Annotated in this window: 20 protein-coding genes, 1 tRNA gene and 1 pseudogene; 8 read left to right on the forward strand and 14 right to left on the reverse strand. The window is 59.1% G+C overall.

The features are described from left to right. Window positions 1-2 precede the first annotated feature (2 nt). Both HPY55_01280 and HPY55_01285 read right to left on the reverse strand, forming a co-directional pair. The gene (locus HPY55_01280; GenBank protein ID NPV69262.1) at window positions 3-956 is read right to left on the reverse strand and encodes a hypothetical protein; all 954 of its coding nucleotides are present in this window, start codon (window positions 954-956) and stop codon (window positions 3-5) included. Window position 957: 1 nt separating this feature from the next. Beyond that, complete coding sequence (locus HPY55_01285) at window positions 958-3,768, reverse strand: hypothetical protein (protein ID NPV69263.1); 2,811 nt, start codon at window positions 3,766-3,768, stop codon at window positions 958-960. Between the two features lie 234 nt (window positions 3,769-4,002). Between HPY55_01285 and HPY55_01290 the strand changes: the two genes are divergently transcribed. Next, a complete protein-coding gene (locus HPY55_01290) occupies window positions 4,003-4,161 on the forward strand; it encodes a hypothetical protein (GenBank protein ID NPV69264.1) in 159 nt (52 codons plus the stop codon). A 202-nt stretch (window positions 4,162-4,363) separates the two neighbouring features. Here the strand turns inward: HPY55_01290 and HPY55_01295 are convergent. Then, window positions 4,364-5,961 (reverse strand): annotated as a pseudogene (locus HPY55_01295) (DUF87 domain-containing protein). Further along, window positions 5,951-7,384: a hypothetical protein gene (locus HPY55_01300; protein ID NPV69265.1), complete on the reverse strand. Its 1,434-nt coding sequence runs from the start codon at window positions 7,382-7,384 to the stop codon at window positions 5,951-5,953. Before HPY55_01300 ends, HPY55_01295 begins: the two are co-directional and overlap by 11 nt. Window positions 7,385-7,834: 450 nt before the next feature. Here HPY55_01300 and HPY55_01305 point away from each other — a divergent pair, with 450 nt between their 5' ends. The 3 genes from HPY55_01305 to HPY55_01315 all read left to right on the forward strand — a co-directional run bounded on the left by HPY55_01305 (window position 7,835) and on the right by HPY55_01315 (window position 9,864). Beyond that, window positions 7,835-8,320 (forward strand): YbaK/EbsC family protein, encoded by a 486-nt coding sequence (locus HPY55_01305; GenBank protein ID NPV69266.1) that lies wholly within the window; start codon window positions 7,835-7,837, stop codon window positions 8,318-8,320. A gap of 256 nt (window positions 8,321-8,576) precedes the next feature. Then, entirely contained in the window at window positions 8,577-9,014 is a 438-nt protein-coding gene (locus HPY55_01310) for a hypothetical protein (GenBank protein NPV69267.1), read from the forward strand. A gap of 301 nt (window positions 9,015-9,315) precedes the next feature. Next, window positions 9,316-9,864, forward strand: coding sequence for a rubrerythrin family protein (locus HPY55_01315; GenBank protein NPV69268.1), 549 nt, complete (start codon window positions 9,316-9,318; stop codon window positions 9,862-9,864). Window positions 9,865-10,042: 178 nt separating this feature from the next. Here HPY55_01315 and HPY55_01320 read toward each other — a convergent pair whose 3' ends face one another. Together HPY55_01320 and HPY55_01325 are read right to left on the reverse strand one after the other, a co-directional pair. After that, window positions 10,043-10,342, reverse strand: coding sequence for a hypothetical protein (locus tag HPY55_01320; GenBank protein ID NPV69269.1), 300 nt, complete (start codon window positions 10,340-10,342; stop codon window positions 10,043-10,045). Window positions 10,343-11,058: 716 nt separating this feature from the next. Then, window positions 11,059-11,145: transfer RNA gene (locus HPY55_01325), tRNA-Leu, on the reverse strand. A 128-nt stretch (window positions 11,146-11,273) separates the two neighbouring features. Here HPY55_01325 and HPY55_01330 point away from each other — a divergent pair. From HPY55_01330 to HPY55_01345, 4 genes are all read left to right on the forward strand, one after another. Continuing rightward, entirely contained in the window at window positions 11,274-11,927 is a 654-nt protein-coding gene (locus HPY55_01330; GenBank protein ID NPV69270.1) for a TetR/AcrR family transcriptional regulator, read from the forward strand. Window positions 11,928-12,010: 83 nt separating this feature from the next. Further along, window positions 12,011-12,865: an ABC transporter ATP-binding protein gene (locus HPY55_01335; GenBank protein ID NPV69271.1), complete on the forward strand. Its 855-nt coding sequence runs from the start codon at window positions 12,011-12,013 to the stop codon at window positions 12,863-12,865. Then, complete coding sequence (locus HPY55_01340; protein NPV69272.1) at window positions 12,862-13,572, forward strand: fluoroquinolone transporter permease; 711 nt, start codon at window positions 12,862-12,864, stop codon at window positions 13,570-13,572. Before HPY55_01335 ends, HPY55_01340 begins: the two co-directional genes overlap by 4 nt. Next, on the forward strand, window positions 13,569-14,306 hold the full coding sequence (locus tag HPY55_01345) for a hypothetical protein (GenBank protein NPV69273.1): 738 nt from the start codon (window positions 13,569-13,571) through the stop codon (window positions 14,304-14,306). Before HPY55_01340 ends, HPY55_01345 begins: the two co-directional genes overlap by 4 nt. Before the next feature lie 53 nt (window positions 14,307-14,359). Here HPY55_01345 and HPY55_01350 read toward each other — a convergent pair whose 3' ends face one another. The 8 genes from HPY55_01350 to HPY55_01385 form a co-directional block, all read right to left on the reverse strand. Continuing rightward, window positions 14,360-15,316 (reverse strand): D-2-hydroxyacid dehydrogenase, encoded by a 957-nt coding sequence (locus HPY55_01350; protein ID NPV69274.1) that lies wholly within the window; start codon window positions 15,314-15,316, stop codon window positions 14,360-14,362. 41 nt (window positions 15,317-15,357) lie between these two features. Further along, window positions 15,358-15,948 (reverse strand): lytic transglycosylase domain-containing protein, encoded by a 591-nt coding sequence (locus tag HPY55_01355; protein NPV69275.1) that lies wholly within the window; start codon window positions 15,946-15,948, stop codon window positions 15,358-15,360. Between the two features lie 94 nt (window positions 15,949-16,042). Then, window positions 16,043-16,681, reverse strand: coding sequence for a dephospho-CoA kinase (locus tag HPY55_01360; protein NPV69276.1), 639 nt, complete (start codon window positions 16,679-16,681; stop codon window positions 16,043-16,045). Window positions 16,682-16,766: 85 nt separating this feature from the next. Beyond that, window positions 16,767-17,756, reverse strand: coding sequence for a dipeptide ABC transporter ATP-binding protein (locus HPY55_01365; protein ID NPV69277.1), 990 nt, complete (start codon window positions 17,754-17,756; stop codon window positions 16,767-16,769). Further along, window positions 17,753-18,766 (reverse strand): ABC transporter ATP-binding protein, encoded by a 1,014-nt coding sequence (locus tag HPY55_01370; GenBank protein ID NPV69278.1) that lies wholly within the window; start codon window positions 18,764-18,766, stop codon window positions 17,753-17,755. Before HPY55_01370 ends, HPY55_01365 begins: the two co-directional genes overlap by 4 nt. Window positions 18,767-18,778: 12 nt before the next feature. After that, window positions 18,779-19,693, reverse strand: a complete 915-nt coding sequence (locus HPY55_01375) for an ABC transporter permease (protein NPV69279.1) — start codon at window positions 19,691-19,693, stop codon at window positions 18,779-18,781. Window positions 19,694-19,698: 5 nt separating this feature from the next. Continuing rightward, window positions 19,699-20,622, reverse strand: coding sequence for an ABC transporter permease (locus HPY55_01380; GenBank protein NPV69280.1), 924 nt, complete (start codon window positions 20,620-20,622; stop codon window positions 19,699-19,701). Between the two features lie 80 nt (window positions 20,623-20,702). Beyond that, window positions 20,703-22,307 (reverse strand): peptide ABC transporter substrate-binding protein, encoded by a 1,605-nt coding sequence (locus HPY55_01385; GenBank protein ID NPV69281.1) that lies wholly within the window; start codon window positions 22,305-22,307, stop codon window positions 20,703-20,705. Window positions 22,308-22,558: the final 251 nt, after the last annotated feature.

Below are 22,558 nucleotides of genomic sequence, written 5' to 3' on the forward strand. Positions count from 1 at the left end.
TCTCACAACTCAGTCAACTCCACAAAAGGGACTGCTACTTCAAGCAGACTCATGCCGCCGTGACAGATATGCGGGAAGCCCCCTTGGACCTTCCATTTCCATTGTCCCATGATCACGTGGTGTTGGTTGTGCGACATGACCAACGGTGGCATGAACCTTCGGTCCCACTCCTGTTCAGCCGATTTGTACCGCGATGCCCCAAATGCATTTCGCAGCAGATCGTGCGCCTCCGGGTCGGTTACCTCCGAAGAAAACAGCTTGCTGACAGCGTAGCCGTGATCAGAAGTGATGACCAGTCTCCTGCCCTTACGAATCTTGTTGACGAATTTCCAGAATCCGTCGCCCTGAAGCACGGAACTGGCGCTCGCGGCAACCTGCTCGGGAAGCCGGTTCTGAAGATGTATCAGGTCATCTAGCCAGGTGTGCCATACAATTATGTTTGGAGAATGGGGTATTGGATAGTCCTCAAATGGAACACCAGTCACGTCAGTGTAGACATCGCCTGCGAAAAGAAGCAAAGTGCCCGGTTTGGCGTCGTTCGCCAAAGCCCCACGGCTTGAACACCCCAGAGCTCTGGCAAATTGGTCGGTCAAAGAGGGTACCTCTGCGCCTGTAACCTGGATCGACTGTATTTGGATGCCGTGTTGTCTTGCCCCTCTAAGCAGCATGGGGAGTTCACGAAGTGACAGGGCGTCGAGAACGAGAACGGCTCGGCCGCCGGCTGATGGGCCACTGCACCACTCCCTTAGCGTTTGCGTCGTCCGAGTCGCAACTTGAGGATACGCCTGCCACAACTCCCATGCCGCCTCCGAAATGAGGCGGTCGGCGCTCACAGTCTCATCATGAAGCGCGAAAGGGGTTGCCGAGTTCTTCGCTATGTCAAGCAACGCGGCAAAAATGGACTGCCAGGTTTGCGCAGGGGACACCGAATCGAAGATGATTTCAGCCCAATTCAAGTCACTTCTCGCCTCCATCCTTCCACGTGATTTCGAGGTTGGCCAAGTAGGCTGATGGAATGCGTTGGAGGACTTGCCTGATCTGTTGAACGGTAAGCCCGGTGAATTCGACTCTGGCCGTTTCAATCACTTGCGAAGCGTGCACTCCCCACGTTTCAAGGCACCCTGAGAGATTGAGCCCAGTAGCCGGCTTGTCGGTGCGCCTGGTCTTGGCAATCACAGCGGCCTTGGGATCATTCGCGTGGGCGTCCGTTTCGTCTCTTGATTCCTGAGAGATTGGGGTGTGCGAGCCACACCCAGTCAGGTATTGCGCCCCGCCGTTTTTCGCCTTGGGATCATGCACATCGCCTGGAACCGCTTTAGCGCTCGGGATCTGGGGGACGCCCACAGCCCCAGGAACCGCGGCCCCACCGACAGCACCGGGCAATCCCAACTGGATCGACCGCATCTCCTGCCCTGTGCGAAACGCCTTCGATTTGATGTGTTGGAGAGCAGATTTGCTGTCTGTGTCTTCAGGCCTTCGAGTGATCCAGGTACCTCCAACGTTCAGAGCGATCTTGCCCTCGGCGGCAATCTCAAGCACCTTCTCGAACATTCTGGTCTCGCCCAAGAATGGAAGGACGTCACCTGAGCCTGGCGGTGGCGGTTCAATCAGGTCATCCATTACCGCCCCAATGAATTCGGAGTCGCCGGCTCTTTCAATCACAAAGGAGCGGAATACGTCCTGGTCAAAGAAGTCCCTGGCAACCCGGTCTTCTATGGCACTTGGAATCCCGTTACCCTCATCCGAGAACGTAGCGACGTCGAATTCGCAGTTGTGAGGCTGCTGGTAGTCCCATTTCCGCAAGATCGCAAACCTGGTAAACCGGGTCTTGAGAGCAGTCCTCAGGGGACGGTCAAACTCCTGATGCAGAGTCCTGTAGACCCCGTCGGTCCCCCAAGCCTCTCGCGAGCACAGGTAGCTGCATCGCGCCAAGTACATCAGCCCTGCGTCATCAAATAAGCCAGGACTGTCGAGCCCAAGGAGCAGAAAACGAACACTATTCCGTCGCGAAGTCACTTGCTTGGCGAGCCATTGGCCCAGACGGGCATGGAGAGTGAGCGTACCCGATTCAACCTTCTCAGGGATAACCAGTAACACCGGCTGTTGCCAGCAGGCAGGCTTGTCTACGTCCTCTACCTCACTCCACGGGTCAGACTCCCAGTGCGGCCCCAATACGATCACACGCGATGGCGGCTCATGAGTCTCGCTCACCAGGACGTGCTTCAGAGTACGCCTGATATGCTCGATATCCTTGCCCGGGTACACAGCCTGCCCTGCGACGGCCTCTCCAGTTCCACGCCACAACTTGTCATTCTTGGCGCACGCACGGACCTTGGACCTGGGGTTCTCCTCCAGGGCAAACCACAGCGGACCGCCAAGTACGTCGTCGCCATGAATGTTAATGCTATTCTCGATGACATGCGTGATCTCCGCCTGGAATGCGTTATCATCCACAGGCTGCTTTCGCGTAATGTCGAGATGTAGCTCAGATGGAGTGGCACCGGCTCGTTTCGCCGGAGACATTGAATGCATCCAGATCGAACTGACTAACTCTCGAGCGTGCGGCATCGCCAGCCCAGTATTCAACAATGATTCGAGGTTTCGTCGCGCGACTTCGCGCAGCTTCTCCTGCCCAACTTGACTGGCGATAGCATCGATGAGCGACTGGACTTCTTCGGACTCTCCATCCACGAAGAAATCGGCAGGTGTAATAATTGGGACCGACTCACCCCGTCCCCGATAGGCATGGGCGAGAATCCGGATCAGGTCGCGCGTCTCCTGGGCAGCCTGTGACAACAGGATCTGATCCTCAAGCAAACGTAACAATTCAGGACTGAACGGCCAGCACTCCACGACTTCTTGGGCGATTCTATCACGCTCGGCCTCAGATCTGTCGGCATACAGAAGCCGAAACCGCTCATTGGCATATGGTTCAGAGATAGTAGCGATCTCGTTATCCGGGATATTCGCCCTGTTTTCGAACAAGCGGTGGAGAAGTAATCTCTGCCGATCCTTCTTCGACGTCGGGCCACGGAAATCGATGAGCACAGGACTCTGTCTGTGAACTTGACGGAAGGCTTCGTTCTGGTTATCAAAGACTGAGATCACAAAGATGAGGTTCTCCGGACAATCCCTGGCAATCTCTGAGAGAATCTGGACGAAGTTCGAAGCCCATTGACGAAGTCTTAGTCCAGTCTTGGGGTCCTCCTCGGGCAAACCCGTGAACCACGTCTGGAACTCGTCCAGAATCAGGCAAGTGGGCTGGTCCTGAAACATCTTCTCGAGTAGTGTCCTTGGCGGGAATGGCTGGGCCATCTGTTCAAACTGACCGCGATAGTACTGCCCTTTGGAATGCCTGTCAAAGAGGAGATCCCACAACTGCGGGTACTCATGGTTATGCACGGGTTCGCTAATGGCCTTGAAGCCCTTAACTATCTGGATGCCCCGCATCTCGTCGCTGGCTAGTCTGTCCGCCCAGCCATGGATCCACTGCTCCACTACCGCGGGTGATTCAATAGCATGATGCATCACCGCTAAGATATGGGATTTGCCCCGACCACGATCACCCATAACAACAATTGGCCGACCACTGCGCTTGGTACTGATAGCTCTCAGCGCCGTCTGAATGTCCGCCGTGGGGTAGGTAATAGGCAGAATGTGTTCAGCCGGTTTCTGGACCGCCCCTTGATTGTCGCTGGTACGAAGCGAGATCGCCGTGCCTCTCATCTCGGGGCCCCTGAATTCGGCCCTCAGGCTCAGTCCAAGCATAGGATCATCTCCAACATGTATTCGAGGGTTACCACGATCGCTGTGATTCACATCCAGGGTTTCCATAAGGTCGCACACTGAATTGTTCTCTCAGAATTGCCATCTCCCTTCAAATCTCTCGACAATTGCTGGTTCAGGGGCAATCTTCCATTTGACAACAGACTCTCGCTTCTGGAGTGGCTGCGCAAGACCGGCATGGACAAGGACTGTAACTTCCTTAGGGAGTCGGTGCAGGTGCTCGCCCGAGCGTTGATTGACCTTGAGGCTGCGGAGCGGATCGGCGCCGGCGCCTACGAGAGGACTCCGGACCGGCTCACTTATCGCAATGGTTACCGGGCCAGGGAATGGGATACCCGGGTCGGGACGGTGAACCCGAGCATCCCCAACCGCTGAGATGAGCCATTTCGCCACCTCCGAACCCCTGAGTCGCCACCTTTGAGCGTATTCTAGGTATTCCAGGCATCCCCTGTGAGCCGCAAGTCAATCTGTTCCTGGGAATCCCAGCGTTGCTTCCACACACTCCTGGCGCTCAGGGCCTTAGCCCCTCGTTCCTACAGGCTGACCACCCGTACTCACGCTTGGTCTTTTTGAAGTGTCAAGTGCGGTTCCTTAGGCGATGTCTCTTCGTGCTCACCTGGGCCATGCTCCGTGCTTTCGACGCCGGATTCGGTTCACGACCCTCCCAGCGTCTACATATCTCCTCAACCGGTACGTCCGGAGTCTCGTCGAGAGTCCAGTACTTGTAGAACTTAGGATCACGACTCCGAGGAAGGGGGTGTGCATCGCGAATTCTCAGCAACGCCGGAGCCCTAACGCACTCCCCCAAGACAAGCGCTGTCTGTGGCGCCAATGCCGGAAGCTGGTCCAGGAGTCCTCCGTAGATACCCGGAACGATGTCCTTGAAGTACCGCAAGTCCTCCGGATTCTGAAGCCGATGCACGATGAAGCTGCTGCATTGCGAGAGCACTGTTCTTGAGAGCTCGCTCGGGCGTTGCGAACTCACCACTAGTCCGAGACCGTATTTCCGTCCCTCACGAGCGATTCGCTCAAACACCTCACGAGAAATGGACTCGTCGTCACTGCGCGTTCGTTCGTGAATGTAGTTCTGCGCTTCCTCAAGGACTAGCACGACCGGAAGAGATCCCCGCGCCTTCTCGCCACCATACTCACCAAGCCGTTGCAGGAACTCCAGGACAAGTCGACCGATGAGTGCGGTGACATTCTCCAACACCTCTGCCGCTAGCAGGCTGAGGTCAATAATCACTACATGATGCCCATCAGTGCTGGCCCGCTGACGATCGTAGAACGGAAGCACGCCCTTCTTCACAGCGTTCTCGTCAGACAACGGCGGATTGGGGTTCTTCGCTGATTGGAGACCCATGACATCCCTTAGAAAGGTGGCCAACGAGTGAGTCGCATAAGGCATCTGGGCACTAACTGGCCCCATAAGGAACTCATACCTGGTATCGGCCAGCAGCCTGTCTATCCGTCGGACGGGATGTGTAAACACCGCCATCTGTCTATCTGGGACCATGATTCGTTCTCATGCCGAAGCTGAAAGGCCGAACGGTATTCTCCGTTCGTGTCGAGGATCACGAAGTTGGTCCGGCGGATCTCTTCCCGGCCAAGGATTGATTGGATCAGAGATGCAATCGTACAAGACTTCCCCGAACCGGTGGAACCTAGGACCGCTACATGCTTTCCGAAAAGCACGTCCGGGTCAACGTTGACGGCCCTTCCTTTGAACAGGGCCGATTCACCGATCTCCACACAGTACCCCGGTTCGTCAGGATCCGGCCTACCCTGTTGTCTGCCGAAGACTACGTCGAGATCCTGCTTGGCCGCCAGCAGAACTGGGTTATCAAGAACCGGAAACAGGTAGACTCCCTGAGTAAAGGATTGGCCGCTAATGGTTCCGATGAGGGTCGCCTTCATGAGCCGGCGCGACGATGGCAGAGTAACCATGGTGCGATCAGCTCGGACTTCCGCCTCTTCGGAAATTGAGACGCGGGTTACCATTGCGACCAATCTGTGGGCGCCTACGGGCATTATCACGTACGAGTTGATGCGCCCAACTTCCTGCACCCCTTCGGGTGTAGTGCGTGTCAGTGCCCGCAAGTCTCTGTTTAGCTCTATTGTTACCTGAGCGGTGTCCACTGCCACGACCCGCCCGATTTCGAAGTCATCGGCCATTAGTTGAATCCCCCTCGAAAGACACCCGGTCCGTATTGAGGGCTCGTTGCGTGGACGCGATCTGTCGTCTTATTCCCTCATCTCGCAAGTCAGGTAGTGCGTGCTCGACGAATCCGGCAAAAGTCCCATACTCCTTCCCAGAAAAGACCCACACGCGTGGGTCTTTCGCCGCACGTAAGGTCTCGACAAACTCGCTCCGCGGATTGGGATCGACTATAACGAGAGTGAAACTTGGCACTCCAAGTGCCTGTCGGACGATGGTGTTAACGTGGTCGTCCCCAAAACCGTAGCCGACTACAAAGAGTGTAGACTGGGGCCTCACTATGCTGGCAGCGAAACGACGGAACATCTCAGAATAAGGGAGGCCGAGCGTCTCCCCATACTTGAGGGGAGTCGGATAGATCACTACTAGTTCATCATCAGAGGCGTTGGCGGTTCCGGCAAGGCCATACGGGTTGTCCATGCTCATGGGCTCCGAAATCCATGTGAGTGACCCGTGAAGCTTGCAGAGGTGGGCCACTCGATCGTGACGGTGAACACGACCCTCGGTGGTTTCGGCCGGGAAATATAGGTCCTGATCGTAGCACTCGGGGCGGAAAACCCTCCTTAGCGTCCCGACGAACCCATCGATGAGCACGAGTCCCTCAGCATCGGCCGCCTGCTCCACCAAGGTGTCGTAGTTAAGGGAGAAGATGTGGACCCGCTTTAGGTTAAGTGGGCGGGTCAGTATCTTCCGAATGAATTCCTTGTATGTCTCCAGACCGCTTTCTTTCCCCGGAGAAGGCAGCCTACAACGGCGAGCAAGCGACCGCTTTGCACGACGCAGGCACTCATCTATCTCTTGTGAGCGGAAATCAGCGTTTGGATTGTCGAATAAGCGAAGGCGACCGCCCTTTTCAGGTATGGCCGCTCGCCAGCGATATAGGGTTGAGAGGAGTGTCTCGTAGTTGGCAGCGATCGCGATTGCTTGTCCTCCGTCTAGAGCCTGCCGCCGAAGCAATATCTCGCCCTTTGCCGTGGGGACAACCACGTTCGACCTGACTACTTGTTTTGCAGCCAAATAGAAGTATCGGAGCCACGTGCTCACACGGGGATGTCTGGTGCCTCTGACGCCTTCACTGACGAGATCGCGTTCCACCTCAAGGGGAATCGACCCGATCAAGACTCCCCCACAGCCTGTCGATGCCCCTGCTCCAAGCAGGAAAGACACCGTGTCGGTCTTCAGCAATGTTCCAACCCGAATCCGAACGTCTGTGGAGGCCTCCCGGAGAATTCCCTTCAGCTTATTCTCATCCGTTTCTGCTAGGGCCTTGGCGCGAATCTCAGTAAGTTGGTCTTCTCCTCCGATCTCGAAGCGGAATTCCTCGAGAAGGCGAGACCGCACATCCACATCGTGAGAGGCTCCCGGACCCACATTTCCCAAGGCAGTGTACCTCCTTCAGAGACCTCTCTCCCATGCGACTGCTATCATTGACCAGGTACTGAATCTGTGGGAAGACACTGATTGTCCTCAAGTAATCCGGGTCCAAGGTCTTGTGCGAACTGGCTACGTCCCTTGATGCTGACGTGCACCCTCCTATTCCATGTTGCACCTAGCGGTTCCTTCTTCTGTCAACCCTTGAAGCGGCACTGCGCTGCCGCCGGCCCTTCGCACTGCCGTTTGATTCCTCCGCCCGAATCTGGCTTAATGGTAATGACGGCTGCCGGCGGTGGCCATGCAGGACTCCGCTCAGGGTACTGCCCGGGACACCGCGCAGGCCACGACCATCGAAGGACGCCCGAAGTCCGCCGGCTCGCATGGCCACGTCGGCTTCGAGGACCAAGCCGACCTTGAAGCGGGCAGGCTGATGGACAATCAGGGAGGAAACAAGCCTTGAGCATAGAGTCGGTCAGGCGCTTTTTACAGGAACGAGGTTACACAGAACCCATCATGGAGATGCCGCAATCCAGCGCGACCGTCGCCCTTGCGGCAGCCGCGCTTGGGGTTGAAGAATGCCGGATCGCCAAGACCCTGTCCTTCGCCGACGGCGAGGGCGCGATGGTAATCGTCGTCGCGGGCGACGCAAGACTCAACAACGCCAAGTTCAAACGTCGTTTCGGCTTCAAGCCCAGGATGTTGCCCACAGACCAGGTGGCGGGATTGACCGGCCATCCGGTGGGAGGGGTGTGCCCGTTCGCCCTACGCAGGACAATCCCCGTATATCTCGACGTTTCCCTCAGGCGTTTCGACGTGGTTTTCCCCGCCGCGGGCGGCACCAACACGGCGGTCCGGATGACCCCGGAGCAACTTGAGAAGACAAGCGGCGGCGAATGGGTGGATGTGTGCAGGGTTCCCGGGGAAGAGGACGCGGCGAGCTGAGCAGTAGTTTCCTCCGCCTCGAATTCCCCCGGCTTAAATGCAGGGCCGCAATGCTGCCGCGTGGCCGCGGTCAAGCAGGCTCACCATGCTATGCCCGCCTACCCCCCGAGCCCAAGCAGTCTCCTCGCCTGCTCCACGCGGTCCCCATTTGGGTACTCCCTGAATAACGACCGCCAGGCCTGCTCGTAGGTATTGGATTGACCAGCGGAGAACCACTCATACCGTCGTGGCGGATTCCCCTGGAGGATGACGACGTATGCTCGATCTCATGCTCTCCGAATACGCACCCCCGCTGCAGGCCGGCGATGTCGTGGACGAGGGTGGCTCGCTCGGCCCCAGGACGTTGCTGAACGCCGGTCTTCTTCCATCGCTCTCGCGTACGGGAGTCAACGTGACAGACGCGGCGGTAATCCCGGGGGGCCTCCCGGATAGCCCGGAGGTTGCAGGGATGGCGCTCGACCAGCGGCAACGCCGCCTGTTCTCCTGTACGCGCCAGCTCGCCGAACGGATCGATCGCTCCATCACCCAGGGGCACCTTCCCCTCATCCTGGGAGACTGCACGGCGGGTGTGGGCGCGTTCGCCGGCCTGAAGCGGCGCTGGGATGACGTCGCAGTGATCGTGCGCGTCGCTATTGCGTCCGGCGCGCGGCCGATTCCTGGTCTCCACCAGGAATTCCCGTGGACCCAAAGATAACGCTGACCTATTCCTCTAGCCTCGCCCTCCCGAGTCCATGCCTCGCCGCGTTCCGTTAGGTCGGACTGCCAACCCCAATATCACACGATTGCAAAACCGCCGCTCGCCAAAACCACTGCTCCTGTAAGGAAATCGGACTCGTCCGAGGCGTAGTATCCCACCCTACAATTCTGAAGCGGCTGGAGAGCGAGGGTTTTCCAACCGGGGAGTCTGATGGTGATGACGGGCGAATGATTCGCCACGCGGTTGCAGGCGATGGTATCTGGTATAATGAAACCATGTTTCAGAGAAATAACCAGGGATGGAGGGGGATTGTGTGAACTTCAAAGGCACGCAAACCGAGAAGAACCTGCTAGCTGCATTTGCGGGTGAATCCCAGGCACGGAACAAGTACACGTACTTTGCCGCAATCGCCAAGAAGGAAGGCCATGAGAAGGTCGCTGCCGTGTTCCAGGAAACCGCCGACAACGAGAAAGAGCACGCGAAGATCTGGGCCAAACTGCTGGGAATGATAGGCGACACCTCTGCAAACCTCCAAGAAGCCGCGCAGGGCGAGAATTACGAATGGACCGAGATGTACAAAGGGTTCGCCGAGACAGCGGATGAAGAAGGATTCAAGCAAATCGCCGAGCTGTTCCGGAAGGTTGCCGAGATCGAGAAGTCGCACGAGGCAAGATACCGGAAGCTCCTGCAATCAGTGAGCGACGGCACCGAGTTCAGCCGGGCCGAATCCGTGGAGTGGGTGTGCAGGAACTGCGGCCACGTGCACAAGGGGGCAAAGGCTCCCGAGGTGTGTCCTGTGTGCTCCCACCCGAAAGCGTTTTTTGAGGTGAGATGTGAGGAGCGCTGAACCGCGCCCGAAACCATGTTAAGGCCGTCCGGCCCCAGAAAGCATTGCGGCGGCAGGTTTCCCCCAATGACGGTGGACAACCTGCCGCATCGGCCAGCGGGAGTTCAACCGGAAGGCTTCCCACAGGCTGGCGTCGAAGTACGCTGCGACTATTTCCTCGTTTACCTGGGTCTTGAGGTCACTGCAGATGCGAGATGAATGGAGTCAAAGGCTCTCCTGATTCCAGTGCTTGTGATGTCTCGTCTATCATCCTACGACGTCTGGCCTCTGACCGACGACACGAAGCATTATAGGTGACTCTGAGCAGCCATGCCTCCACATCTCTTAGGCCGGGCAGCCTCAGTCTAAGCCAGAGTTTGACAAAGGATTCCTGTACAACGTCCTCAGCGTCCATCTTGTCTCTGCAGACAGCGTACGCCACCCTGTAGGCCTTTTTCCAGGTGTCTTCGTAGACCCCAGGGCCCATCTGGTTCCACATAGTGAGGAACCATGCCGATTATCAAGTATATGCGGTCACGGAATAGAGTCCCTCGAGTGCCCTTCAGGAGAACCAACGGTAAGCACCAGTGTGGCCACCTGCGCGTCCAGGAATTCGTGATGACAGGCAGCACCGCTACTCCCTTTGCCTTCCATGGAACGGCGAAGAACCTGAACGCCTCAGGTTACCCCCACCCCCTATAACCTCGACGCCGACGGCCTCGAAACAATGGCTGAGATCCACAAGACTCATCGCCGGATCCTCCTTGCAGCCTCGGCTACCTGCTCGTATGTCAAAGGTCAGCCAATTCACCGGGGGTACGCCACGTGATTCACCCGTCCCATACCGCCATCTTCGCACCACCACCGCCGTGCCCACACCGCCGTGTTGCCTTTGTTGCACCGGCGCACGGGTCCCCCGCGTATCCGTGCGCCAGAGCTGCAATCTTGCGGAGATTGGTGCGCCGGGGCAGCGATTTGGCTGAGATTGGTGCGCCGGGGCAATCCACCGGCTGTCCGTTGCACCGGCGCACCAATCCCGGCAGAATTGCTGCCCTGGAACACGCACGACCCTCACAAAGCTGCCCCTGCGCAACAAACCTCCGCTGCAGCCCGTTCCAAAACAGCATGATGTCGGCGCCATACCAGGGTCGGTGGGTCCGCGCAGAATCAAAAGGGGGCCTCTACATGGCCCCCAAGCATCTCCACAAATAAAAATGGTGCCGAAGGTGGGATTTGAACCCACACAGGCGTTCGCCTACGGCGCCCTGAACACCGCGTGTCTGCCATTTCCACCACTTCGGCACTGCAAGTGCATCACCTATATTAGCACAGCCTGCACCGGCAATCAAGGGCCACACTCTTGACCACGTGGTCAATATGTAGTATATTGGGCTCGAATTTGACCATGTGGTCAAAGGGGGTCACTCGCTGTGGTGGACCGGGGTACGGGCGGGGTCACGGGCCAGACAAACGAGACGCCTTTGGATGAGAAAAGGAAGCAGATCCTTCAGGCCGCTCTCAAGGAGTTCGCCCGAAGCGGCTACGAGGGCGCGTCGACGAACCGCATCATCAAGGATGCCGGTGTTTCGAAGGGGCTGCTGTTCTATTACTTCGAGAGCAAGAAAGACCTCTACCTGGAGACTGCGGACATGTGTTTGCAGTACTTCGAGTTGCGAGTTGGCCGCGAGCTCACGACTATGTCCGACGACATCGTGGACCGCATCGTGGAGATCGGCAGGGTGAAGCTGAAAACCGCAGCGGAACAACCACTCATGTACCGGCTGCTGTCGGACGTGTTCCTCGATCCTCCGGAGGACCTGAAGGAAGAGCTGGATGCCCTCCAGTCGAGGCTGCGCATCAAGTACCTGCCTTACCTGACCGAGAATATCGACTGGTCTCGCTTCAGGGACGGGGTTGACCGTCAGAAGGCCGTGGGTCTTATCACGCTCGTGGTTGACAGTATCGGGGGACAATACGCCAGGGCGTACAGGGACTCGGGCTACAAGCACTCGTCCGACCTGGATGATGCAATTCACGAGATTCAAATCTATCTCGACATGCTCAAACATGGCGTGTACAAATGAGTGGCGGCTGCCGGGGTCTCCAGGCTGACCCGGTGGACCGCCGAGACCGCCATCAGGAGCCGCACCAAGGAGGGGGCATTCGGATGATTCAGGTAAGGGGGCTCTCGTTCAGGTACCGTGGAAGCGCCAATCTCGCAGTAGACGGCGTGAGCTTCGAGGTCGAAAGAGGCGAGATATTCGGCTTTCTCGGCCCAAACGGCGCAGGCAAGAGCACGACCCAGAAGATCCTCATTCGTCTCCTGAAAGGGTACGGAGGGGAGATCCAGGTGCTCCGCAGGGACTTGAGGCAGTGGGGACCCGACTATTATTCGAAAATCGGGGTGGGCTTCGAAACGCCGTCTCACTACCAGAAGCTTACGGGCCTCGAGAATCTCCAGTTCTTCCGTTCGCTTCACGGGCCCGACACCGAGGATCCGCTGAGACTCCTCGAAATGGTCGGCCTCAAGGGCGACGCGGGAACGCGCGTCGGCGCCTACTCGAAAGGTATGCAGATGCGCCTGAACTTAGCGAGGGCCTTGCTCAACAAGCCGGAGGTCCTGTTCCTGGACGAACCGACATCGGGCCTGGACCCGGCCGGTTCACGCGGGATCCGCGACCTCATACTTGAACAGAAGGCGATGGGCCACACGGTGTTCCTCACGACACATAACATGTTCATAGCCGACGAGATCTGCGACAGGGTTGCGTTCATCGTGGACGGCAAGATCGCACTGATTGACGCTCCCCGGAAGCTTAAAATCGAGCATGGTGAGCACGTGGTGTCGGTTGGGTTTGAGCGGAACGGGCAGATGGCTGAGAGAGAGTTTCCTCTAAAGGAACTCGCCGATAACGCGGGGTTCATAGAAACACTGAGAAACGAGAGGGTGCTGACGATCCACAGCAAGGAGCCTACCCTGGAGGACGTTTTCATCCGGGTCACCGGGAGGCGACTGCAGTGAAGCACCTGCCTACGATGCTGAAGATGGACATCAGTCTCCAGGCGCGATACGGGTTCTACTACGCCGCGTTGTTCGTCGTGCTGCTGTGGATTTCGGTGATACGGGCCTTGCCGCAAGAGATCCTCGACATGGCGGCCACATTCGTGGTGTTCGCAGACCTCGGTATTGTCGGGTTGATGTTCATCGCGGGCCAGGTATTGTTCGAAAAGGGCGAGAGGACGCTGTATGTCCTGGTGACGACGCCACTCACGTTCGCCGAGTATCTGACATCCAAGCTCGTGTCGTTGACGGTGCTCGCCTGGCTAATCAGTGTGGCGATGGTGACGGCGACATATGGGCCAGGGTATAACCTCGCGATACTGACGGCTGGAATTGTTCCGATGTCGGTGATCGCCCTGCTGGTCGGGCTGATCGCTGTGTCACCATACACGTCAATCAGCAATTTCACTGTGGTCATCCCACTTTACGTATTCGTGCTGAGCCTGCCACTGCTGGACTACTTCGGGTGGGTCAGGAGCCCGCTGATGTACCTGGTGCCAACGCAGGGCTCGCTTCTACTACTGCAGGGCGCGTTCAGGCCCGTCGCAGGCTGGGAGATAGCCGGTGCGCTGGCGCACCAGGTCGTATGGATTGCGGTCCTGGTTCACTGGGCGAAGGCCAGGTTCGAACGGTACGTAATCGCGCGCGAGGGAGGGCGCTCCACATGAGATTCGCACGGGCATTTGCGTTGAACGACCTGAGGAACATTCCCAGGGAGCCCCTGATTGTGTTCATGCTACTGGCCCCCTGGGTTTACGTGGTCCTGCTCAGGCTGGCGTTGCCGGTCGCCGGTGAGTGGCTAATGGCGACTTATGGCGTATCCGTCGTCGATTACTACCCTCTCATTATGACCGCCTTCACCCTGCCGATACCGCTGTTCATAGGGATCGTGTACGGCCTTCTCCTCCTCGACGAGAGGGACGACCGCGTGTTCCCTGCTCTCCAGGTTACGCGCGTTTCGCTCGATGCTTACCTGGCCTACCGGCTCGTCGCGGCCGCCTGCGTCAGCGTTCCTTACAGCGCGTTCTACGCCTGGGCAACGGGACTTGTGCCGCCCCGGACGGTGTTAGCGACGCTCCCGGCGCTGGTGCTCGGGGCGGCTGTCTCCGCGTTCACGATGCTGTTCCTCGTCGCGTTCGCGTCCAACAAGGTGGAGGGACTGGCGCTGCTGAAAGTCCTGGGAACCCTGATCATGTTTGGGCCGATGGTGGCGTTCTTCTGGCGGTCTCCGTGGCAGCTCGTGCTGGGGATCATACCGAGCTACTGGCCGGCGAAGGCGTACTGGCTCCTGTACCGTGGTGAGGCGGCGTGGGGCTACATCGCTACCGGCTCCCTGTACGGACTGCTTCTCTGCGCCGCTTTGTACTCCGTGATGCTCCGCAAAATCAGGAACCTTGTGTAAGGGATACAGTGCGTGGGGGTCCGGTCGAGGAGGTTCGGCCGGACCCATACTCTTTAATACCCGCGGCGCTTGTCCACCACGTTGAGCAACGGTTCGCCGGCGATCCACCGGCGGAGATTTTCGGCGAAGTGCTCGGCGAGGACCTCGCGGTGGTTGGGGATCGCCCCCGCGACGTGCGGCGTAATGAGCAGGTTCTCGAGCGCCCAGAGCGGGCTGTCAGCCGGGAGGGGTTCCTCAGCGAACACGTCAAAGGCCGCGCCCGCCAGGTGGCCTGTGGTGAGCGCCTCGACCAGCGCGGTCTCGTCGACTATGCCGCCTCGGGCGATGTTGACGAGGTACGAGCCCTTCTTAATCGAGAAGATATTCGACCTATCGAAGAATCCCCTGGTTCTCGCCGTCAACGGAACGCAGATGGCGACATAATCCGACTGAGCCAGTACCTGCGCCATCGCCTCGGGCCCAAGCACCTGGCCGTCGCGGCCGGCGCGGGCCGCCGCCCCGACCGCCAGCACCTTCATCCCGAACGCGCGGGCGCGCCGCGCCAGTTCGCGGCCTATACTGCCGAATCCGATGATGCCCAGCACCTTGCCCGCCAGGATATCGCCCGTCCCGCGTTGCCAGACCCTGCCCACCTGCTGCCGGCCATAAACATGAAAACACTTGGCCAGCGTGAGGATTTGCGCGAAAGCGTGCTCCGTTACGGGTACGGCGTGGACGTCGCGGGCGTTGGTGACAGTGATGTCCGACTCCACGAGCTCGGGTATAAGGGCTTTCTCCACCCCGGTGCTCCCGACGTGGATCCAGCGGAGCCGCGCCCCGGCCGCGAGGATCCCGGCGTCGAGCGGGACGCCGTTCCAGACGAAATACATGGCCTCGGCGTCGCGAACCATCTCCAGGAGCTCGTCGCGGTTTGCGGCCCCGGTCACCGGCACCCCTGGTACTACGCGGGCAATTGCGTCGAGCTGGCTATGTTCCAGCGGTTTCGTGGATATGACCTTTATGGCGCCCACCCCCACCTGACGCGGGTTAACAGAATTCGACGAGAAGGAACTCAGCGGAAGTACAGCGGGTAAATGACGCGGTAGATCCGGCGGTACAACCGGACTCTCTCGATGAACCGTCTGGTTTCCGGGAATTGTATGTCCTCAGGCCAGAGAAACCTCCTGGGGCCGGGCGTGGGCGACCCTCCGTTCGAGCGGCCGGGCTGTGTCCACTCGAGGACATTGCCGAGCCCACAGTTGTACGCCGCAAGAGCGGCCGTGACGTCCTCGCCGAACAGGTCCAGGAGGTGTCTCATGTAGTACGACCCAATGCGGATGTTCTTCTCCGGATCGAACAGGGCTTCCTCGGAGAACGGGATGCCGAGCTGGGAGGCAACCCATGACCCCGTCCTCGGCATGACCTGCATCAGGCCGAGTGCGCCGCTGGACGAACGCGCGCGCGGCATAAACCCGCTCTCCGCCTTTATGACCGCGTAAAGTAGCGAGCGCTCGATACTGAATTCGGCGGAGTACTTCTCCACAGCGCCGGAGTAACCGAGTGGATACGTCACGCGCAGCACAACGAGCGAGACAATTAGGGTGGCAGACGCAACACCGATTGCGAGGGGAATCACCCCGAAACGCCGGCAGAACTCCCGCAAAGGCCAACACTCTCCGCGCCCTGGACTATTCGACCGGGCCGCCGCTTCGCTGATCCGCTCCTACCGCGCCATACCCGGATGCTTTCTATCAAGACTATATTTCTAGGCCCCTGCGTTCTTCCCTGTACAGCCTATCAATTAGTGAATCCCAGAGCGATCTCACGCGCCGCGCCAGGTCTCCGGGGGAGTCCGTATTGTCGATTATGACGTGCTCCGGACGAATGGGCCGCGCTACGGACGCCTGCGACTCGATCCTCGCCAGCGCAGCCTCCCGCGGCATCCCATCGCGGGCCATGAGTCGCCGCAGCTGCGTCTCCCTGTCCACCGTGACGACCCACACCTCGTCGACGAGATCATCCATTCCGGCCTCAAGCAGCACCGCGGCGTCCACGACCACGACCGGCGGGGGACCGCCGGGACGCGAACGTGCCTGCTCGATCCCCCCGGCGACCACACGCTTTATTTCGGGGTGGGTAAGCCGGTTGAGCTTGCGGAGCTCCTCCGGCCTGGAGAACACAAGCGCGCCGAGTTTACGGCGATCAATACTGCCATCCGGCATGAGGATCCCGTCGCCGAACTCGCGGCGGATGGCCTTCCAGGTGGGAGAACCCTGCCTGACGATCTCCCGCCCGATGTCGTCGCCGTCTATGATTTCGGCCCCGAGATCCTTCAGTATCCCGGATACTGTTGATTTTCCGCTTGCGATCTTGCCTGTGAGTCCTATGACAACCATGTTCGTTGGGTTGAGCGATCGCTCCTACGTAGTTTGAGCCGGCACCGCCGGGTCGCCCGCGGCGCGCCGGGGCGGTCGTGTCCGTTCACGGCTGCTTGACCAGGTGGCACGCCACCATATGCCCGCCGCCTATGTCGACCAGTTCGGGCTCGATCTCTGCGCACACCTTCATGACCTGCATGCAGCGCGTCCTGAACCGGCAGCCGCTGGGAGGGTTGATCGGGCTCGGAACGTCACCCTTCAGTATTATCCTCCGGCGCTCGGCCTCGACGTCGGGATCGGGAATCGGTATGGCCGACAAAAGCGCCTGAGTGTAGGGGTGCAGCGGCCTGTCGTAAAGCTCCGCGCTGGGCGCGAGCTCGACGATCTTGCCGAGGTACATGACGGCCACGCGGTCCGATATGTGCTTGACCATAGACAGGTCGTGCGCGATGAACAGGTAGGAAAGGGAGAGACGCTCCTGAAGGTCCTGCAGCATGTTCACGACCTGCGCCTGGATGGATACGTCGAGCGCCGAGATTGGCTCGTCGCACACGACCAGATCAGGGTGAACTGCCAGGGCGCGGGCGACGCCGATTCGCTGGCGCTGCCCGCCGCTGAATTCGTGGGGGAACCTGGTGGCGTGCTCGGGGTTGAGGCGGACCAGGTCCAGGAGCTCGAGCACGCGATCTCTGCGCTTCACGCCGTTGGCCGCGTTGTGGACCTCCAGCGGTTCGGCGATGATTTCCTCGACGGTCATGCGCGGGTTCAGCGAGGCGTACGGGTCCTGGAATATCACCTGGATCCTCCGCCTGAGGGGAAGGAGTTCCTCCTCCGGCATGTGGCTGATATCGACCCCGTCGAATACCACGGAGCCCTCTGTAGGTTCATAGATCCTTACGATAACGCGCCCGACCGTGGTCTTGCCGCACCCGCTTTCGCCCACCAGTCCGAGGGTCTCAGCCGGGGCGATCGTGAACGATACCCCATCTACGGCCTTGACGACTCTGCGGTCGGACTCCCAAAGCCCGGCCTGCACCTGAAAGTACTTTCTGAGGTTCTTCACCGCGAGTATGGGCGTGTTCGCAGCGCTCATTGGCCCACCGCCTTTCGCAGGTCCACGCGCGGAGCGAGCGGATGCAAGAGCCAGCATGCAGCGCGGTGGCCGTCGGAGACCGCTGCGAGATCAGGGTCGAGCTCTACGCAGACCCTCATGGCGTAATCGCACCTCGGGCAGAACGCACACCCCTTGGGTGGCTGTATGAGGTCGGGTGGTTGCCCGTAAATCGGCACCAGCCGTTTCCTCTCACGGGAGTCGAGCCGCGGGATTGCGGAGAGAAGCCCTACGGTATACGGGTGCTTTGGGTTTCCGTAGATATCCCTGACCGGGCCCTCCTCAATGATCTTGCCGGCGTACATGACGATCACCCTTTGGGCAATCCTCGCCACTACTCCCAGATCGTGGGTTATTATCGTGATCGCGGTGTTGAGCCGGCCCTTCAGGTCCACCAGAAGGTCAATGATCTGCGCCTGGATCGTGACGTCCAGGGCGGTCGTGGGTTCGTCGGCAATGAGCAGTTCCGGGTTGCACGACAGCGCCATGGCAATCATCGCGCGCTGCCTCATACCGCCGCTGAACTGGAACGGGTACTGCGAGAGGCGGTCTTCCGCGTTGGGGATGTCCACCGTGGAAAGCATCTCGATGGCCTTCCTCCGGGTATCCGACCCTCCGAGCCGCTGGTGCTGGTGGATCGGCTCCATAAGCTGAGACCCCACGGAGAATACAGGGTTCAGCGAGGTCATCGGGTCCTGGAACACCATGGCGATCCGGTTGCCGCGGATGTGCTCCATCTCACGTTCGCCGGCCTTCACCAGGTCCTTGCCGCCGAACATGATTGAGCCGGACTTTATCTTACCGGGGGGTGTCTGAATCAATCGCATGATCGAGAGCGCCGTCACCGTCTTCCCGCACCCGGACTCGCCCACTATCGCGACGACTTCCCCTTTGTGTACGTCGAACGATACGCCGCGTACTGCCTGAACCACGCCGGTGTACGTACGAAACACCACTTCGAGATCGCGAACGCTTAGCAAAGTCTCCGCCATTGCAGTACCCCCCTACTTCCGCAGCCGCGGATCGAGCGCGTCCCGCAACCCGTCACCGACGAAATTGAACCCGAGCAGGCACACACTAATCGCCGCAGCCGGGAAGAAGAGCTGCCATGGATAGCTCCTGATGGACTTCAGCCCGTCCGAAGCCAGTGTCCCCCAGCTCGCGACCGGGGCGGACACGCCCAGACCGATGAAACTGAGGAATGCCTCGAGGAATATGGCCGTGGGGATGCTGAGCGTGGCATACACCACTATTGGGCCCATCGCGTTCGGCACCAGGTGTTTCATGATGAGCTTCCAGCGGGGGACGCCTATCGTCCTCGCCGCAAGGATATAGTCCTGTTCCTTTATACTGAGTATCTGCCCTCTCACGATTCTGGCCATCGTCAGCCAGTACGCGATCCCGAGCGATATGAATATGTTCGTGAGCCCGGCGCCGAGGATGACCATGAGAAGGATTACGATCAGCAGGGTGGGGATGGCGTAGAGTATGTCGACGATTCTCATCATGATGTCGTCGACGCGCCCACCGGCAAACCCCGATATCGCGCCATACGTCACTCCGATGGTGAGGTTAATGAGGCTGGACACGACCCCGATGGCTATCGATATCCTGGCGCCGTGCAGTACCCTCACCAACAGGTCCCGCCCGATCTCATCGGTCCCGAACCAGTATTCGCGGCTCGGGGGCTCGTTGAGGTGGCTGTAATCCTGCTCATCGTATTTATGCTTGGCGACCATGGGGCCAAATACCGCCGCAAGCACCAGAAGTATCAACATGATCAGGCCGACCGTGGCAAGACGGTTCTGCTTGAAGCGCCTCCACGCGTCCTGCCAGTACGTGATCCGCGGGCGTACGATCGCCTCGCTTGCCCGTTCGTCCCTCCCGATGGGGATGAAGAGCTCGGGTCCTACCGACATCCCCCTCACTCCTTCCCGTACTGGATCCTAGGATCCAGGAACGCGTAGACTACGTCAATGACCAGGTTAATACCGAGGAGAAGAATCGCGTAAAACACCGTCATCCCCATGATGACAGTGTAGTCGCGATTATAGATGCTGGTCACGTATTCACGCCCAATGCCAGGTATGGCGAAGATTCTTTCGATTACGAAGCTCCCGGTGAATACCGCAGCGATCTCCGGTCCGAGGTATGTTATGACAGGTATAAGGGCGTTCTTCATGGCATGCTTGTACACGACCAGGAACCCGGGGAGGCCCTTGGCCTTGGCCGTCCTCACAAAATCCTGGTTCAGGACTTCAAGCATGCTCGACCGGACCAGCCTGGCCAGGTAGGCGCACGGGCGGGCGGCCAGGGCGATCGCGGGAAGCACCACGTGTTTGGGAGTCCCCCAGAGGGCCGCCGGAAACCACGCCAGCTTGTAGGCTAACACGTACATCAGCAGGGCCGCCACAACGTAATTGGGGACGGCGATCCCCAGGATGGACAGGAACATCGCCGTGCTGTCCTGCCACCCGTTGTGGCGCAGTGCCGAAATCACTCCGGCCGGAACTGAAACCACCAGCGCCATGGCTATGGCTACGGCGCCGAGGCCGGCTGACACCGGGAAGCCTTCGTTGATGATCTGGTTCACCGTTCGGTTCTCGTACTTGAACGAGGGACCTAGATCCCCTTTGACAAGGTGCTGGAGGTAATCCCAGTACTGCACGTAGACCGGCTGGTCCAACTTGTATCTGGCCTCTATGTTCTTCAGAATGTTCTCAGGGAGCCTCTTCTCCCTGGCGAATGGACCGCCAGGCACGGCGTGCATGAGGAAAAAAGTGGCTGTGGTAATGATCCACAGCGCGATGATCATGGACATAGCCCTGCGACTGATGAACCGCAACATCGCCATTGCACGCACCACCCCCGACCGGTAAGTGGAGGTAGAGCGGGGGAAACCCCGCTCTACCTTGGATGGAACTGGGTCTACTTCTCGATTGTCGCTTGATGGTAGTCGTGCAGGCCCAGCGCGGAGAACGAGGCGCCCTTCAAGGTGCTGCGGACCATCTTCGGTTCGATGTAGAAGTATATGGGGCTGATTATCTGCTCATCCATCAGCATTTTCTCGGCCTCGTGCATCAGCTTGATGCGCTCGGCGTTGTCGGCGGTCTTCTTCGCCTTCGAAATGAGATCGTCGTACTTCTTCGACTTCCAGCCGGTGTCGTTGTTGCCACTCGTGGAGATCCACATGTCAATGAAGGTCATCGCATCGAGGTAGTCGGCCAGCCAGCCGGCGCGGGCGACGGTGTAGTTGAGCTTGGTCCTGTTATCCAGGTACACGCCCCACTCCTCGTTCTTGAGCGTGACATCGATACCGAGCTCCTTCTTCCACATCGCCTGGACCAGCTCGGCTATCTTCTTGTGGCGTTCGTTGGTGTTATACAGGATCTCGATCTTGGGGAACCCCTTGCCGCCAGGATAGCCGGCATCAGCGAGGAGCTTCCGCGCCTGATCCGGATCGTAGACGGAGAAGAATGAACCGCCGGCGTCTCTGAAGTCCTTGGCCGGGTCGGCGTCGGGGAACCCCGGAGGTACCCAGGCGCTTGCAGGCTTGAACCCGGCGTTATGTAGGATCTTCTCGCAGATCACGTTGCGATCGATGGCCAGCGTGAGGGCCTTCCTCACCCTGACGTCATTGACGGGCTTCTTCGTCACGTTGAAGAGGTAATAGTAGGTACCGAGGTTGGTCACCGGATGCCAGTGCGGCGTCGTCTGTACCCTCGGGATCTCTTGCTCGGAGACATCGTTGGTGACATCGAGCTGGCCCGCCTCGAACATCGTTAGCTCTGTGCTGTACTCCTCGACCATCGTGAAGACCAGCTTGTCGAGTTTGATGGCGCTCCTGTTCCAGTAGTTCGGGTTGGGGACGAGCTCGACCTTTGATTTGTGGTCCCACTTGACCATCTTCATCGGGCCGTTACCCACGTACGTCTCAGGCTTCGCGGTCCACCCCTCGTTGTCCGCTTTCACGACTTTTTGGTTGAGCGGGAAGTAGGTCGGGAACGCGGTCATGTACAGGAAGTACAGGCAGGGCGATTCGAGAGTGACCTCGAGGGTGTATTCGTCGACCGCTTTCACGCCGACTTTGTCCGCCGTCTTGTCCTTGCCCGTGTTGAAGTCCTCGGCGCCCTTTACGTAGTACAGTTGGTAGGCGTATTCTGACTTGGTGGCGGGGTCGAGCGCCCGCTTCCAGGAGAAGACGAAATCGTGAGCGGTCACGGGGTCGCCGTTAGACCACTTGCCGTTCTTGCGGAGGTAGAAGACGTACTTCGTGCCGTTGTCCTTGACCTCCCACTTCTCGGCGGCCGCAGGCAGGACCTCGGAGCCCTTGAGCCTTGTCAGCCCGTCGAAACAGTGAAGTGTGATGTGGTTTTCCGGAATACCGGTGGCCCTGTTGGGGTCGATGTACTGGGGCTCGGTCCCGATGTTGACGGTCAGGACCATTTCTTTCTTGGCGGGCTCCGCGGGCTTCGCAGGCTCCGCGGGCTTCGCGGGTTCCGCGGGCTTCTGGCCGACGCATCCGGCGAGCATGCTCGCAGCGAGAGCCAGCACCAGGATAGTAACCAGCGCTCTCTTCACTTTCGTGCCCCCTTTGCTTATCTTAATAGACTCAGGATCCCCTCGTGAAGGCGACCTACCACCTCCTCCATCCGGGGAAACCCAACCGCCGCTACGGCGGGTGGTGGCCTGGTTCCTTACACTCGACCTTATCAGGAGGTCAATTCTCCACACCCCAGGGAAACCCTTTCTGCCTTATGCAAGAATGCAAGATGTGATTACCG

The organism is Bacillota bacterium (assembly GCA_013178305.1).
In the GTDB taxonomy this organism is placed as follows: Bacteria; Bacillota; Sulfobacillia; order JABLXB01; family JABLXB01; genus JABLXB01.

Coding starts and splice junctions, on each gene's coding strand:
- HPY55_01285 (NPV69263.1), bottom strand. CDS start 3,768: ATGCTTGGACTGAGCCTGAGGGCCGAATTCAGGGGCCCCGAGATGAGA.
- HPY55_01310 (NPV69267.1), top strand. CDS start 8,577: ATGCTCGATCTCATGCTCTCCGAATACGCACCCCCGCTGCAGGCCGGC.
- HPY55_01315 (NPV69268.1), top strand. CDS start 9,316: ATGGAGGGGGATTGTGTGAACTTCAAAGGCACGCAAACCGAGAAGAAC.
- HPY55_01320 (NPV69269.1), bottom strand. CDS start 10,342: ATGTGGAACCAGATGGGCCCTGGGGTCTACGAAGACACCTGGAAAAAG.
- HPY55_01335 (NPV69271.1), top strand. CDS start 12,011: ATGATTCAGGTAAGGGGGCTCTCGTTCAGGTACCGTGGAAGCGCCAAT.
- HPY55_01345 (NPV69273.1), top strand. CDS start 13,569: ATGAGATTCGCACGGGCATTTGCGTTGAACGACCTGAGGAACATTCCC.
- HPY55_01360 (NPV69276.1), bottom strand. CDS start 16,681: ATGGTTGTCATAGGACTCACAGGCAAGATCGCAAGCGGAAAATCAACA.
- HPY55_01365 (NPV69277.1), bottom strand. CDS start 17,756: ATGAGCGCTGCGAACACGCCCATACTCGCGGTGAAGAACCTCAGAAAG.
- HPY55_01370 (NPV69278.1), bottom strand. CDS start 18,766: ATGGCGGAGACTTTGCTAAGCGTTCGCGATCTCGAAGTGGTGTTTCGT.
- HPY55_01375 (NPV69279.1), bottom strand. CDS start 19,693: ATGTCGGTAGGACCCGAGCTCTTCATCCCCATCGGGAGGGACGAACGG.
- HPY55_01380 (NPV69280.1), bottom strand. CDS start 20,622: ATGTTGCGGTTCATCAGTCGCAGGGCTATGTCCATGATCATCGCGCTG.
- HPY55_01385 (NPV69281.1), bottom strand. CDS start 22,307: ATGCTCGCCGGATGCGTCGGCCAGAAGCCCGCGGAACCCGCGAAGCCC.